The sequence below is a fragment of the Brachymonas sp. KE5 genome, from assembly GCF_057773645.1.
The window spans coordinates 1,940,679-1,954,625 of sequence record NZ_CM173463.1; the positions used below are offsets into that span (position 1 = coordinate 1,940,679).

At 65.6% G+C, this 13,947-nt stretch carries 11 protein-coding genes; 5 read left to right on the plus strand and 6 right to left on the minus strand.

All coding sequences use genetic code 11. The features are described 5' to 3' along the window. Window positions 1–41 precede the first annotated feature (41 nt). Together ACX36O_RS09310 and ACX36O_RS09315 are read left to right on the plus strand one after the other, a co-directional pair. Entirely contained in the window at window positions 42–326 is a 285-nt protein-coding gene (locus ACX36O_RS09310; RefSeq protein WP_213361201.1) for a 2Fe-2S iron-sulfur cluster-binding protein, read from the plus strand. 249 nt (window positions 327–575) lie between these two features. Beyond that, window positions 576–1,883, plus strand: coding sequence for a YihY/virulence factor BrkB family protein (locus tag ACX36O_RS09315; protein WP_213361202.1), 1,308 nt, complete (start codon window positions 576–578; stop codon window positions 1,881–1,883). Window positions 1,884–1,961: 78 nt separating this feature from the next. Here the strand turns inward: ACX36O_RS09315 and folK are convergent, their stop codons facing one another. The 5 genes from folK to ACX36O_RS09340 form a co-directional block, all read right to left on the minus strand. Beyond that, the gene (folK, locus tag ACX36O_RS09320; protein ID WP_371686555.1) at window positions 1,962–2,450 is read right to left on the minus strand and encodes a 2-amino-4-hydroxy-6-hydroxymethyldihydropteridine diphosphokinase; all 489 of its coding nucleotides are present in this window, start codon (window positions 2,448–2,450) and stop codon (window positions 1,962–1,964) included. Continuing rightward, window positions 2,447–4,201: a polynucleotide adenylyltransferase PcnB gene (gene pcnB, locus ACX36O_RS09325; RefSeq protein ID WP_371686554.1), complete on the minus strand. Its 1,755-nt coding sequence runs from the start codon at window positions 4,199–4,201 to the stop codon at window positions 2,447–2,449. The genes folK and pcnB overlap by 4 nt, the downstream gene beginning before the upstream one ends. A 1-nt stretch (window position 4,202) precedes the next feature. Further along, complete coding sequence (locus ACX36O_RS09330) at window positions 4,203–4,880, minus strand: HAD family hydrolase (protein WP_213361205.1); 678 nt, start codon at window positions 4,878–4,880, stop codon at window positions 4,203–4,205. Beyond that, on the minus strand, window positions 4,877–5,572 hold the full coding sequence (gene hda / locus ACX36O_RS09335) for a DnaA regulatory inactivator Hda (RefSeq protein ID WP_213361206.1): 696 nt from the start codon (window positions 5,570–5,572) through the stop codon (window positions 4,877–4,879). The genes ACX36O_RS09330 and hda overlap by 4 nt, the downstream gene beginning before the upstream one ends. 97 nt (window positions 5,573–5,669) lie before the next feature. Beyond that, window positions 5,670–6,752 carry an AI-2E family transporter gene (locus ACX36O_RS09340; RefSeq protein ID WP_213361207.1) on the minus strand — a complete coding sequence of 361 codons (1,083 nt, stop codon included), beginning with the start codon at window positions 6,750–6,752 and terminating at the stop codon, window positions 5,670–5,672. 140 nt (window positions 6,753–6,892) lie between these two features. Here ACX36O_RS09340 and purM point away from each other — a divergent pair, with 140 nt between their 5' ends. The 3 genes from purM (at window position 6,893) to ACX36O_RS09355 (ending at window position 11,985) form a co-directional block, all read left to right on the plus strand. Then, on the plus strand, window positions 6,893–7,921 hold the full coding sequence (gene purM, locus ACX36O_RS09345; RefSeq protein ID WP_213361208.1) for a phosphoribosylformylglycinamidine cyclo-ligase: 1,029 nt from the start codon (window positions 6,893–6,895) through the stop codon (window positions 7,919–7,921). A gap of 159 nt (window positions 7,922–8,080) precedes the next feature. After that, window positions 8,081–10,006, plus strand: coding sequence for an alkaline phosphatase D family protein (locus tag ACX36O_RS09350; protein ID WP_371686437.1), 1,926 nt, complete (start codon window positions 8,081–8,083; stop codon window positions 10,004–10,006). 17 nt (window positions 10,007–10,023) lie between these two features. Continuing rightward, a complete protein-coding gene (locus ACX36O_RS09355; protein WP_371686438.1) occupies window positions 10,024–11,985 on the plus strand; it encodes a bifunctional metallophosphatase/5'-nucleotidase in 1,962 nt (653 codons plus the stop codon). Between the two features lie 246 nt (window positions 11,986–12,231). On the opposite strand, the gene murJ is transcribed toward ACX36O_RS09355, so the two are convergent. Continuing rightward, window positions 12,232–13,791 carry a murein biosynthesis integral membrane protein MurJ gene (gene murJ, locus ACX36O_RS09360; protein ID WP_488359686.1) on the minus strand — a complete coding sequence of 520 codons (1,560 nt, stop codon included), beginning with the start codon at window positions 13,789–13,791 and terminating at the stop codon, window positions 12,232–12,234. Window positions 13,792–13,947: the final 156 nt, after the last annotated feature.

Sequence of the window (13,947 nt, forward strand, 5' to 3'; positions counted from 1 at the left end):
TACCGCCGCCCCGTGTTCCCAATCTACCACCTTTGTCCGTCATGTCCCACCGCGTTATCCTGTTGCCTTCCGGCGAGCAATTTCCTGCCGATGCCGACACGCCGCTGCTGCTGGCCGCCGAACAGGCCGGGGTTGCCCTGCCAAGTTCCTGCCGCAACGGCAGCTGTCGCACCTGCCTGTGCCGGCTGGTGCAGGGAGACATCCACTGGCGCATCGACTGGCCCGGCCTCAGCCCGGACGAGAAACGCGCAGGCTGGATCCTGCCCTGCGTAGCCAGCGCCCGCAGCGACCTGGTCCTTGAATCGACGCCGATCCGCTGGGATTGACAGCCCCAGCAGCAGGTGCCGATGCGCGAGTGATCCACCACCCGCGGGCAGCAAGTCGGGGCGCCCTCTGACACGGGCAGTACGCCCGGCATCCTAGAGTGATATCCATCCCGTATTTCGCATGGGTTCACCATGGACACGACATCGCCTCCCCTTCCAGTCGACGACACAAAAGCGCGCCGACCATCGGCCACAGAGCCTTCCGGCCCATCCACGGACAACGCTGATGCGCTCCAGCGGGAACTCTCTGTGGTTACAGACGCCAATCTCGACACTGATGCACCCGACGCCAGGCCACGCTCCCTCGCCAAGCGTCTGACCCACCCCTTCCTCTATGTCTGGTACCTGGTCTGGACCAGCGCCAACGAGTGGATCAACGACGACTGTCCCCGCTACGGTGCCTCGCTCTCCTACTACACGGTGTTCAGCCTGGCCCCCCTGCTGGTCATCCTTGTCGGCCTGGTGGGCCTGTTCTACGGCGAGGGCGTGGCGCACCAGCAGCTGGTGCAGGAAGTCACCCAACTGGCCGGTGCCCGCGCGGGCCAGCTGATCGACTCGCTGCTGCAGGCCGCCAACAAGCCCGGCGAAGGCGGTTTTGCCTCGCTGCTGGCCGCCGCCATCCTGATCGTGGGCGCCACCGGGGTACTGGTGGAATTGCGCGAGGCCCTGGACAACATCTGGCAGGCCAAACCCGCGATCCCGAAAAACGAGCGTTTCCTCCTCACCGTCTGGCGCCTGATCCGCACCCGCCTGCTTACCTTCGGCATTCTGTTCGCCATCGGCTTCTTGATGATCATGTCGCTGGTGGTCTCGGCCTACCTGGCCGCACTGGACGAATGGGTCACATCGCATACCTCCGGCATGCTGGTGCTGGCGAAAATCCTCAACCCGCTGCTCTCCTTCGCCATCCTCACCTTCTTCTTCACCATCCTGCTGATGGGCCTGCCCTCCCAGCGACTCGGCTGGCGCCAGGTGCTGCCGGGCGCCATCCTTTCCTCGCTGCTGTTCACCGTGGGCAAGAGCCTGATCGGCATCTATATCGGCTCCACCTCCACTACCTCCGTGTATGGCGCAGCCGGCTCACTGGTGGCACTGATGGTGTGGGTGTTCTACTCCTCGCAGATCCTGCTGATGGGCGCGGAGTTTGCCTGGGTGCTGCACATCACGCCCAAGGGCGAACTCCCCGGCTCGCCTGCCTACGTGGAGGCGCACAAGCAGAAGCAGCGCGAGCGCGAGGCGCGCCTGGAAGCAGTCGAAGCGCGCGACGACACGGTGAATGTCCAGAACACACCGATTGCCCCTGCCAGCGAGGATATCGTCGAAGGCAAACTGCCCTCCGAACAGCCTACCGAAGCACGCAAGCTCTCGGAGCGACGCAAGACCTTGCGCCAGGGGCGCGAAGAGCTGAGCGAGGAAGAATGGGAAGCGCTTGCGCGCGACTGCAGGGATGACAAGCCCTCTGCCACCTTGCCCTGGGTGGGTGGCGCCATCGCCGGGGCCGCTGCCACGCTGGCAGTACAGCATCTGCGGCAGCGCGGGGACGACGGGAATGGATGAAGCAGCGAATGTCGCTTGACGGGCAGGCGGGCTGGTCCATGCTCCCCGCGGGCAACATCGCTGCGCGCCCCCTGTCGTTCACGCCCCGTCCGGAATCCGCTCAATCCCCTGTTCGGCCACAGCAGCCAGCTGTGCATCGCTGACCAGCCCCGGCGCGATTTCATGCAGCGGCACCAGCACAAACGCGCGCTGCATCATGCGTGGATGGGGCAGTATCAGTTGCGCGTCGTCCTGCTGCAGATCGCCGTACATCAGCAAATCCAGATCCAGCGTGCGCGGTGCATTGCGGTAGGGGCGTTCGCGCCCTGCCTGCAACTCGATCTGCTGCATGGCGCGCAGCAACTCCACCGCGCTCAGGTGCGTGTGCACGGCCACAACAGCATTGACATAGTCCGGCCCGCTGGAGTCAATCGGCGCCGTCCGATAGAGTGACGAACGCGCAAGCACATGCGTTTCCGGCACGCCGTCGAGGCTGTTCATGGCCTCATGCACCGTGGCTGGCGCATCGCCGAGATTGGCTCCCAGGGCGATATACGCACGCACGGGAGCGGCGACGGCCGCATTCATTCTTCAGCCGCACCGTTCCCCGAAGCGGCCTCGCCCGCGGCGGGCTTGCGGCGACGCGGGCGACGACGCTTGGCTGGTACTTCACCGTCACCAGCAGCTCCGACTTCAACGTGAGCATCCGCAGCCGTCCCCTTTGCGCCAGCCGGAGCATCTCCGGTAGCAGCATCCGCAGCACCCATCACACCGTCCCCGGCTGCCGCGCTCTTGGGCTTGCGCCGGCGGCGGCGCTTCTTGGCCGGCGCCGCTTCACCGTCAACGTCAGCGGCCTCTTCCAGCCCCGCCTCCTCGGCCTCCAACTGCTGTTGCGAAGCCGCCGAAGGCACACGATGCACCCGCCCGGTCGGCTTGGAGGGCGCCCCCTTGCGCTGCTGCGCCTTCTGCGCCTCGCGCTGCTGCTCCCTGGCCTGCGCGATCAGATCGTCACGCTCGTAATCCGGCGCCGTACTGAAGGCCTGCCACCACTCGGCCAGCGCCTCGTCGATCTCGCCATTCGCCGCACGCAGGCGCAGAAAGTCGAAACCGGCACGGAAGCGCAGTTGCGCAATCAGGCTGAACGGGCTGTTGCCGGTACGCTTCTCGAAGCGCGGCTGCATCATCCAGATCTCGCGCATGTCCGCCGCCAGCTTGCCGCGGCCGGACACATCGCCAATGCGTGCATCGAACACCTCGTCGATCGCCTCCTGCAGCCCCACGAAGGGCGGCTTGCCCTTGGCCGTCTTGCGCGCCCAGGCCTCGCGCACGTCCTGCCACAGCAGCGAGGCCAGCAGGAAACTCGGCGCCACCGGCTTGCCCTCGCCCACGCGGCGGTCGGTATCCTGCAGCGAACTGCGCACAAAGGGATCATCCGCGCGCTCAACCGCCAGCGACAGCAGCGGGTAGATGCCCTTGTGCAGGCCGAGCGCGCGCAGCTGCTCGATCGTCGCCACCGCGTGGCCGGTCTGCAGCAGCTTGAGCATTTCGTCGAACAGGCGGCTCTGCGGCACGTCGGCCAACAGTGGCAGGCACTCCTGCAGCGGGCTGGCCGTGGCCTTGTCGAGCTGGAAATCCAGCTTGTTCAGCTTGGCCGCAAAGCGCACGGCGCGGATGATGCGCACCGGATCCTCGCGGTAGCGCCCCGCCGCATCGCCAATCATGCGGATGGTGCGCTTCTGCGCATCCTGCATGCCCTTGTGGTAGTCGACCACGATCTCGCGCTCGGGGTCGTAGTACATGGCGTTGAGCGTGAAGTCGCGCCGCGCCGCATCCTCTTCCTGCGGCCCCCAGACGTTGTCGCGCAGCACGCGGCCGCTGGCATCCACCGCATGCTGCACGCCTTCGAGCGCACGGCGGCTGGTCTTCTCGTTGCCGTTCACCTGCTCGGCGGCCGACGCATCCAGATAGGCGCGGAAGGTCGAGACCTCGATCACCTCATGCTCGCGTCCGCGCCCGTACACCACGTGCACGATGCGGAAACGGCGCCCGATGATGAAGGCACGGCGGAACAGGCTTTTCACCTGCTCGGGCGTGGCCGTGGTCGCCACGTCGAAATCCTTGGGCTTGAGCCCCAGAATCAGGTCACGCACCGCACCGCCAACGATGTAGGCCTCGAAACCCGCCTTCTTCAGCGTGAGCACCACGTTGACGGCGCGCTCGTCCACCAGCTTGGGATTGATCTTGTGGACCGAGGCCGGTACCTCGACGCGCTTGCCGAAGGACGGACGTACGCTTGCCGCAGGCTTGCCCAGCAGTTTGTTGATGAAGCGCTTGATCATGTCATTCCGTCGGAAACAGGTCGAGAATGCGCCAGCCGCGCTCTTGCGCCAGCGCGCGCAGGCGTTCGTCCGGATTGGTGGCCACCGGCACCGCCGATTTTTCCATCAGCGGTACGTCATTGTAGGAGTCGGAATAGAAAGTGATGTGCACTTTCTCCCAATCCAGCCCGCGCACGGCCAGCCACTGCTGCAGATTGTGCACCTTGCCCTCGCGCAGGTTGGCCACGCCGTCGATATTGCCGGTGATCCAGCCATCGGCGCCACGTTCCAGTTCGGTCGCGATGATGTTCTCGTCGGCAAACCCCAGACGCTCGCCGATCGGCCCGGCAATGAAGCGGTTGGTGGCGGTGATCATCACCAGCGTGTCGCCCGCCTCCTGATGGCCGCGCAGCAGTTCCAGCGCCTCGGGACGCACCTGCGGCTCGATGTACTCGCGCAGGTAGCGGTCGTGCGCCGCATGCGCCTCTTCCGGCGTATGTTCGCGGATGGCGCGCGTCACGAAGCGCACGTACTCGTTCATGTCCAGCACGCCATCCACATACTGCTGGTAGAAGATGTCGTTCTGTTTGAGCGATTCATCGGCATCGGTCCAGCCGATGGCATTGGTAAACAGGGCCCAGGTGAAGTCCGAATCGATCGGAAGCAGCGTGTGGTCCAGGTCAAAAAGCGCAATATTCATGTTTCGTTCAGCATCTGTTTGAGCAGCGGCACGGTCAGCGCGCGCCGCTGTTCCAGGGCATAGCCATCGAGCATGCCCAGCAATTCATTGAGGCTGCCCAGGTCGCGCGAAAAGCGGCTGAGCATGTAGTTGACCACCTCGTCACCGAGTTCCAGGCCGCGTTCGGCCGCGCCCTGCTGCAGCGCCTTGCGCACGCCCTCGTCGCCGAGCGGCTGCAGCGCATGCACCTGACCCCAGCCCAGGCGCGTGCGCAGGTCCTCGCGCAGCGGCAGGTCGGCCACCGGCAGGCTGCCCGCAGCCAGCACCCAGCGCGGCTCGCCCTGCTGCGGCGTCATGGCATTGATGAACCAGTTGAAGGCCGTGTGCTGCTGCTCGGGCGAATACAGCTCCACCTCGTCCAGAAGCACGGCGCTCCAGCGCGGATCGAACTCGCGCGCATAGCCGCCGCATGGCGTGGAGGCATCCAGCCAGCCGGCCGACAGCCCCTGCTCGTGCAGCTCCTGCAACACCGCCTGCAGCAGATGCGTCTTGCCGCTGCCCGCCGGCCCCCATACATAGGTGGGCACGGTCTGCGGCTGGCGCTGCTGCAGCGCCTCGCGCACATGGGCGAGCAGGCGCCCGTTCTCCCCCTCCACCAGCGTATGCAGGCGCGGGCGCGGAGTCAGGCCGATATCGAGCGGAATCTGTTTCATGAAGGCAGGCACAACGCGCTATTTTATGTGCAGCGCAACAACAGGGACAGCAGCTGTGCGTGAAACGCCTGCTGCCACCCCGCAAACCCGCCCGTATTCAGCCGTTGTACAGGTCGCTTTGCAGATACTGCGCCCGCAACCGGCGCCCCGCCACCAGCAGCACCGCGCTGATCGGCAGCGCCAGCAGCACGCCGACAAAGCCGAACAGCTGCCCGAAGGCCAGCAAGGCAAAGATCACCACCACCGGATGCAGGCCCATGCGTTCGCCCACCAGGCGCGGCGTGAGATAGAAGCTCTCCACCACCTGGGCCAGACCATACACCACGCCCACCATCACGAGCGCCTTCACCACCCCCAGTTGCAGGATGCCGAACAGCGTCGCCAGGATCAGCCCCACGCCGTAACCCAGATAGGGCACGAAAATCGCCAGGCCGGTAAAGATGCCGATCGGCAACGCCAGATCGAAACCGAACAGCGACAAGGCGATGCTGTAATACACCGCCAGAATCAGCATCACCGTCAGCTGCCCGCGCAGGTATTGCCCCAGCACCTCGTCTGCCTCGGTGGCGAAGTTGTGCACGGCATCGCGCATGCGGCGCGGCACCAGGCGGAACAGGTTGGCAATGATGCGCTCCCAGTCCACCAGCAGGTAAAACAGCACCATCGGTATCAGCATCAGGTTGCCCAGCACGGCAAAGGCCACGCTGCCGCCGATCTTCAGCGAGGACAGCACCGAGTCGATGCCCGACGGAGCGCCGCCCTCCGGCTTGGCGCTGAAATAGTCGCGCAGCAGATCCTTGATCGTGCCCACGTTCACCTGAAGCGGCACGCCGAAGCGGTCGAAAACACCCTGCAGCCAGTGGCTGCCGCGATCCAGCAGCACCGGAATCTGGCTCTGCAGCATCGGCATTTCCTTCACCACCACCGGCACGATCAGCATCACCACACCCGTCACCACCAGCATGAAGATGATCATCACCAGCGTGACGGCCAGCCAGCGCGGCGTCTTGCCGCGGAACCAGGCATCCAGCCGGTTCACCAGCGGATTGAGCGCATAGGCCAGCACCGCCGCCACCAGGAAGGGCGTGAGCACCGGCGCCAGCAGCCACACGAAGACCCCCACCAGCAGGGCAATGCCGGTCCAGGCCGCTGTTCGTTTCTGGTATGCCGTAAATTCCATGGGCGCAGAGCAAGGTTGTTACAATAGGGAGTATTGCCTGACGGCAGATGCTGCGCGCAGTGCCAGCACCGCGCCGTCTGCAAGTCTACGCTACGCTTGCCCGCGCGCGCACGCGCTCACCATTTGTAATCTTTCCGCACATGCAAACTCCCATTTCCTACAAAGACGCCGGCGTGGACATCGATGCCGGCGACGCGCTGGTCGAACGCATCAAGCCCCTCGCCAGGAAGACGATGCGCGAAGGCGTGATGGCCAGCATCGGCGGCTTCGGCGCCCTGTTCGAAGTGCCCAAGCGCTACCAGGAACCGGTGCTGGTCAGCGGCACCGACGGCGTGGGCACCAAGCTCAAGCTGGCCTTCGAGTGGAACATGCACGACACCGTCGGCATCGATCTGGTCGCCATGAGCGTGAACGACGTGCTGGTGCAGGGCGCCGAGCCGCTGTTCTTCCTCGACTACTTCGCCTGCGGCAAGCTGGATGTGGATACCGCGGCTGCCGTGGTCGGCGGCATTGCCGAAGGCTGCGCGCAAAGCGGCTGCGCCCTGATCGGTGGTGAAACCGCCGAAATGCCCGGCATGTACCCCGATGGCGAATACGACCTGGCCGGCTTCGCCGTCGGCGTGGTTGAAAAAAGCAAGATCCTCACCGGCCAGAACGTCAAGCCCGGCGATGTGGTGCTCGGCCTGGCCAGCCACGGCGTGCACAGCAACGGCTTCTCGCTGGTGCGCAAGTGCATCGACCGCGCGGCCGGCAGCCTGCCCGACACGCTGGACGGCATGCCCTTCCGCGAAGCCATCATGCGCCCCACCCGCCTGTACGTGAAGCCGGTGCTCTCCACCCTGGCCAAGTACCCGGTCAAGGCACTGGCCCATATCACCGGCGGCGGCTTGCTCGAAAACATTCCGCGCGTGCTGCCCGAAGGCACCACGGCCCGCCTCACCAAGGGCAGCTGGCCGCAGAGCGAACTGTTCGCCTGGCTGCAGCAAACCGCCGGCATTGACGATATCGAGATGAACCGCACCTTCAACAACGGCATCGGCATGGTCGTGGTGGTCGATGCCGCCGATGCAGACTGTGTGGCCGACAACCTGCGCATCGAGGGCGAAACTGTCTACGTCATCGGCCAGATTGCCGCTGCCGATGGCGCTGCGCCCGTGACAGTGGCCTGAAGCCGGCCAACGCCAACGCGTGATAAAAAGGGCGCACCGGCGCCCTTTTTGCATGCCACACGCCATGGCAACATTTCTGTCATGTTGCCTTCCTAAACTCCCAGACACCTTTTGTCACCCGGTGTCATGCGGCCTTCGTGCGCCGTCAGGGAGTTCTCCATGCAAAGAAGACAGCTGCTGCGCCGTGGCGCAGCGTTTTTCAGTGTCATCGCGGCCGGTCCACTGATCACCGCCTGCGGTGGCGGCAATGGCAACGGCAACGCCGGCCAGGGGCCCGGCTCCGGCGACAGCGGCCCGCCGCTGGGCACGCACGTGTTCGGCCTCGGCGTCGCCAGTGGCGATCCGCGCGCCGACAGCGTGGTGCTCTGGACGCGCGTGGAACGCAGCAACCCGGGCAACAACGGCGACATTCCGCTGCGCCTGCAAGTCTCCACTTCTGCGGATTTCGCCACGCTGCTGGTCAACGAAAACCTGGTGGCCACCCAGGTCTACGATCACACCGTGCGTGCCAAGATCACCGGCCTGCAGCCCGATACACGCTACCACTACCGTTTCGTCGCCGGTCGCGACATCAGCGCCAGCGGCCTCACCAAAACGGCCCCCGCCGCCAATTCCACGCGCGAGCAGCTGCGCTTTGCCTGGTTCAACTGCCAGGACTGGAGCGTCAACCACTGGGGCGCGCTCGAACTGCTCGCTGCCGAAGAGGATCTGGACTTCACCGTCCACGTCGGCGACTACATCTACGAAACTGTGGGCGCCGCCTTCCAGGCCGGCCAGGTCGAGCCGGCCCACACCCCCATCAAGCTGCCCAACGGCATGCCCCTGGCCGACGGCTCCGTGGCCGCCCTCACCCTGGACGACTACCGCACCCTCTACCGCACCTACCGCAGCGACAAGCGCCTGCAGGAAGTGCACCGCAAGTTTCCCTTCATCGCGGTATGGGACGACCACGAGTTCAGCGACGACTGCTGGCAGGACCACCAGACCTACAACAACGCCAACCTGCAACAGACCGACCGCCGCCGCGCCGCCAACCAGGCCTGGTTCGAATACATGCCGGTGGACATGGGCGATGTCTCGTTCGACCTGAAAAACCAGCGCTACGACAACATCCGCATCTACCGCGACTTCCAGTTCGGCCCGCTGATGCACCTCGTCATGACCGACCAGCGCCTGTATCGGGATGACCATGCCATCCCCGAAGCCCTGGTAGCCACCTCCCAGGGCGCCGCACCGGAAGATGCCGTGAAGATGGACACCTCGGTCGGCGCGCGCTACTTCACCCCGCTGCCCACCCTGCTGACGGCCCAGTCCATCGATCTGGTCACCCAGCAGCCGCGTGCCGCCGCGCCCTCCATTCTCGGCAAAACGCAAACCCAGTGGTGGAAGGACACCATGCGCCAGAGCCAGTCCACCTGGAAGGTCTGGGGCAACGAGCTGTCGCTCTCCCGCATGTGGGCCGACCTGCGCCAGAACCCCATGGTCACCGACCCGGCCCTGAAGCAGCTGTTCGCCATCAACGCCGACTGCTGGGACGGCTATCCGGCACACCGTGTCGAACTCATGCAGTTCCTCACGCAGAACAACATCCGCAACGTCGTGGCCGTCACCGGCGACCTGCACGCCTTCCAGTGCGGCATAGTGCGTGACCAGATCGGCTTCGACCCGCGCCAGCCCGAAGCCCCGGTCAACCCGCCGGCGGGCAATCCCGCCATGGTCGACTTCGTGGCTGCCGGCGTGAGCAGCCACTCCTTCTTCAGCTACCTGCAAAACGCGGCCAAAGCCATGCCGGCGCTGGGCGCGCTGGTAGCCGACCAGACCACCTTCGAAGCCTTCATGTGGCGCGGCATCCCCGCTGGTGCGCATCCCGCTTTCCCGCAGGGCATGCCCCCAAACAACCCCGACATGCTGTTCGGCGACCACCACGCCCAGGGCTACGCCAGCGCCACCATCACGGCCAGGCAGATGGAAGTGCGCTTCCACAAGGTGCGCCCGCTCGAGAACGGCCAGACACCGGCCAAGCCGCTGCTTGGCACCACCCGCATCACCCTCGCCGCCGGCAGCACCACGCCGGTGATCGGCTAACCCCCCAGGAGATTCCCATGCACGCTTCCTCTTCGCCCTTCCGCCTGCTCGGCGGTGCCGCGTTCTGCGCACTGGCACTGGCCGGCTGTGGTGGTGACGGCGGCCCCGGCCCCGCGGCCCGCCCCCAGCCGATGGACCTGACCATCGCCCACATCAACGACAGCCACTCCAACCTCGACAGCAGCACGCGCACGCTGTCGCTGCTGCAGCCCAACGGCGTGCGCACCGATGTGGAAGTCGACGCCGGCGGTTTCCCGCGCGTCACGGCCACCATCAACGCCATTCGCGCGGCCAACCCCAACACCATCGCCCTGCATGCCGGCGATGCCCTCACCGGCACCCTGTTCTTCAACCGCGCAGGCAACCCCGGCGAAGCCGACGCTGCCCTGATGAACACCGTCTGCTTCGACGCTTTCACCCTGGGCAACCATGAATTCGACAAGGGCGACAGCGGCCTGAAGAGCTTCATCGACTACCTGCATGCCGGCCAGTGCAAGACGCCAGTGCTCTCCGCCAACGTCAGGTTCGGTGCCAACTCCGCCCTGGCACAGCCCAACACCAGGAACTACGTGCTGCCCTCCACCATCCTCAACCGGGGTGGCCACAAGGTGGGCGTCGTCGGCCTGACCGTGTCCGGCAAGACCAAGGAATCCTCCAGCCCCGACCCCGACACCACCTTCGAGAAGGAAGCCGTTGCCGCCCAGCGCGCCATCGACGAACTCAGGCAGAAGGGCGTGAACAAGATCGTGCTGCTCTCGCACATCGGCTACGAGGCCGACAAGGCGCTGATCGCCCAGCTCAGCGGCGTTGACGTGGTGGTGGGCGGAGATTCGCACACCCTGGTCGGCCCTGCCAGCATGAAAACCTACAAGGTGGGCACGCCCGCAGCCGAGTATCCCGCCCTGCTGCAGAACAAGGACGGCAAGCAGGCCTGCCTGGTGCAGGCCAACGAATACAGCAAGGTGGTCGGTGAACTCAAGGTCAGCTTCGACGCCAATGGCGACGTGACGGCCTGTTCCGGCACCCCGCATGTGACGGTGTCGCCCAGCTACAAGCGCGCCATGATCGTGGACGAGGCCGGCAAGGCCGTGCTCGACGCCAAGGGCAACAAGACCTGGCGCTCGATCACTGCCGACGACATCGCCAGCTTCAACAAGGATCTGGCTGCTGCCGGCTTCCTGCGCCAGATCGAACCCGAAGCCAAGGCGCTGCAGGTGCTGCAGCCGTTCAAGACCAAGGTGGATGCCTTCAAGGCGCAGATCGTCGCTACCGCCCCGCAGGAAATCTGCTCGCGCCGCGTGCCGGGGGGTGAAGGAAGCGCCGACTACTCCCGCTCGGGCGCAGAGTGCAACGCCATCGGCGACGTCAGCCTGCATGGCGGCGACATCCAGCAGTTGGTGGCCCAGGCTTATCTGGACGTGGCCAACCAGGACTATGGCGGTGCCGACATGACACTGCAAAGCGGCGGTGGCGTGCGCATCCCGCTCAAGGGCGACGTGACCGCTGCCAACGTGATCGAAGTGCTGCCCTTCGGCAACATGCTGTGGCGCCTGCAGATCACCGGAGCCGAGGCCAAGGCGATGATCGAGGATGGCCTGGATGCCACCTTCAAGGCCGGCGGCTCCACCGGCCCCTACCCCTACTCCGCCGGCCTGCGTTTCGACGTTGACCCGTCTGCCGCCAAGGGCAACCGCGCCAGCAACCTGCAGGTGCTCGACCAGGCGACCAAAACCTGGGGTCCGCTGGACATGGGCAAGACCTACAAGCTCTTCGTGCTGAGCTTCAATGCCACCGGCGGTGACGGCTACACCACCCTGGCCAACATCCCCAAGGAGCGCCGTCTCGACATCGGCGTGCTCGATGCCGACGTATTCCAGACCTGGATTGACCGCATCCCCGAGAAGGACGCCAACGGCCGTTCGGTGATCCGCAAGCTGCCGGTCGAGCTTTACAGCACGCAGTTCTTCAAGATGCCCTGACGGGGCAAGCTGGCCGGCATCGCGTGTCGGCCGCTCAGCGATTTTGATGCAGAACCTCTCTGCACATCACGGGCTGCAAGCACCTTGCAGCCCGTTTTGCATGGGTACGTTGTCTAACCTGCAAGCATGATGCCCTTCCCGGGACGATGATGCTCCCGGGCGCCACATGCCGATCAGCGCAACGGTGGAGGGACAGCCCCGCCTGTGCCTATGAAACAGCGCACACTGGCGGCCAAGGAGCATCATTCAACGCCGCAGCAACTGCCGCAGCCTGAACCCCCCGAGCGCCAGCGCACCAAAGTACAACACGGCCGCACCGACGACGACCGCCACGAACTGCCCGATGCGCCACAGCTTGCTCTGCACCTCCACCCAGGGCAGCCCATCCGCCCACAGCAGGAAGGCGAACATCAGCAGCGTCGCCGCCAGCACCTGCAAAGAAAACTTGGCCCAGCCCGGCTCCGGACGGTAGCTGCCGCGGCGCAACAGCCCCGCCAGCAGCATGCCGGCGTTGAGCATGGCCGCCAGCGCAATCGACAGCGACAGGCCACCCACCGCCAGTCTGGGCACGAACACCAGGTTCATCAGTTGCGTGGCGATCAGCACGCCAATGGCAATCTTCACCGGCGTCTTGATATCCTGGCGCGCATAGTAGGCCGGCGCCAGCACCTTGATCGCCACCAGCCCCACCAGGCCGGCGCCATAGCCCATCAGCGCCAGCGTGGTCTGCTCCACGTCGGTACTACGGAAGGCGCCGTAGTGATACAGCACGCTCACCAGCGGCTTGGAAAACGCCAGCAGCGCCACGGCGCAGGGCACGGCCAGCAGCACGACCAGACGCAAGCCCCAGTCCAGCATGGACGAATACGCCTGCGCATCGCCCGAAGCCTTGGCACGTGCCAGCTGCGGCATCAGCACCACGCCCAGCGCCACGCCCAGCATGGCCGTGGGAAACTCCATCAGCCGGTCCGCGTAGCTCAGCCAGCTCACGCTGCCCGCCGCCAGATGCGAGGCAATCTGCGTGTTGATCAGCAGCGAGATCTGCGCCACGCTCACGCCGAGGATGGCCGGCAGCATCAGCTTGCCGATGCGGCGCATGTGCGGGTCTGCCAGCGCCTCGCGCATGGCCGACACACTCATGCCGATGCGCGGGAACATGCCCAGCCGGTGCAGCGCCCACAGCTGCGTGCCCAGCTGCAGCACGCCACCCACCATCACGCCCAGGCATAGTGCATACACCGGATGGATGCCCATGCGCCCGAACCAGGGCCCGCCCAGCCAGGCCGCGGCAATCATCGCGATGTTCAGCAGCACCGGTGTGGCGGCCGGCACGGCATAACGCTTCCAGGTATTGAGCACACCGGCCGCCAGCGCCACCAGCGACATGAAGCCGATATAGGGGAAGATCCAGCGCGTCATCACCACCGCGGCCTCGAAGCCCTCGGGGTTCTTCTTCAGGCCGCTGGCCATCAGCCATACCAGCAGCGGCGCGAACAGCACGCCCAGCGCGCAGAACACCACCAGCACCCAGAACAGCACCGTGGCCACCCGGTCGATCATGCGGTGCGTGGCGGCATCGCCCTCCTGCTCGCGCGCGGCGGCCAGCACCGGCACGAAGGCCTGGCTGAACGCCCCTTCGGCAAACAGGCGGCGGAACAGGTTGGGAATGCGGAATGCCACGTTGAAGGCATCGGTGAAGGCGCTGGCGCCGAAGGCCGAGGCGATCAGCAGTTCGCGGATCAGGCCGGTGATGCGGGAGGCCAGCGTCAGCAGCGAAACGGTGGAGGCAGACTTGAACAGGCTCACGATGGAACGGTCAGGTGCGTCGCAGCAACGGCAGGAACGTCGCCACAAAAAAGCGCCCCACGGGCGCGGTGGTGCCATGGCAGGAACTGACTCCGCCAAGGCTGGCACAGGAACCTGAAGTGTAGCGCCCTGCACACGCATTGGGCAGCCCGGAGC

Bases quoted from the DNA above. Each gene is read 5' to 3' on its own strand.
- ACX36O_RS09310 (WP_213361201.1), top strand. From the start codon at position 42: ATGTCCCACCGCGTTATCCTGTTGCCTTCCGGCGAGCAATTTCCTGCC.
- folK (WP_371686555.1), bottom strand. From the start codon at position 2,450: ATGAATGCGGCCGTCGCCGCTCCCGTGCGTGCGTATATCGCCCTGGGA.
- pcnB (WP_371686554.1), bottom strand. From the start codon at position 4,201: ATGATCAAGCGCTTCATCAACAAACTGCTGGGCAAGCCTGCGGCAAGC.
- ACX36O_RS09330 (WP_213361205.1), bottom strand. From the start codon at position 4,880: ATGAATATTGCGCTTTTTGACCTGGACCACACGCTGCTTCCGATCGAT.
- hda (WP_213361206.1), bottom strand. From the start codon at position 5,572: ATGAAACAGATTCCGCTCGATATCGGCCTGACTCCGCGCCCGCGCCTG.
- ACX36O_RS09340 (WP_213361207.1), bottom strand. From the start codon at position 6,752: ATGGAATTTACGGCATACCAGAAACGAACAGCGGCCTGGACCGGCATT.
- purM (WP_213361208.1), top strand. From the start codon at position 6,893: ATGCAAACTCCCATTTCCTACAAAGACGCCGGCGTGGACATCGATGCC.
- ACX36O_RS09350 (WP_371686437.1), top strand. From the start codon at position 8,081: ATGCAAAGAAGACAGCTGCTGCGCCGTGGCGCAGCGTTTTTCAGTGTC.
- ACX36O_RS09355 (WP_371686438.1), top strand. From the start codon at position 10,024: ATGCACGCTTCCTCTTCGCCCTTCCGCCTGCTCGGCGGTGCCGCGTTC.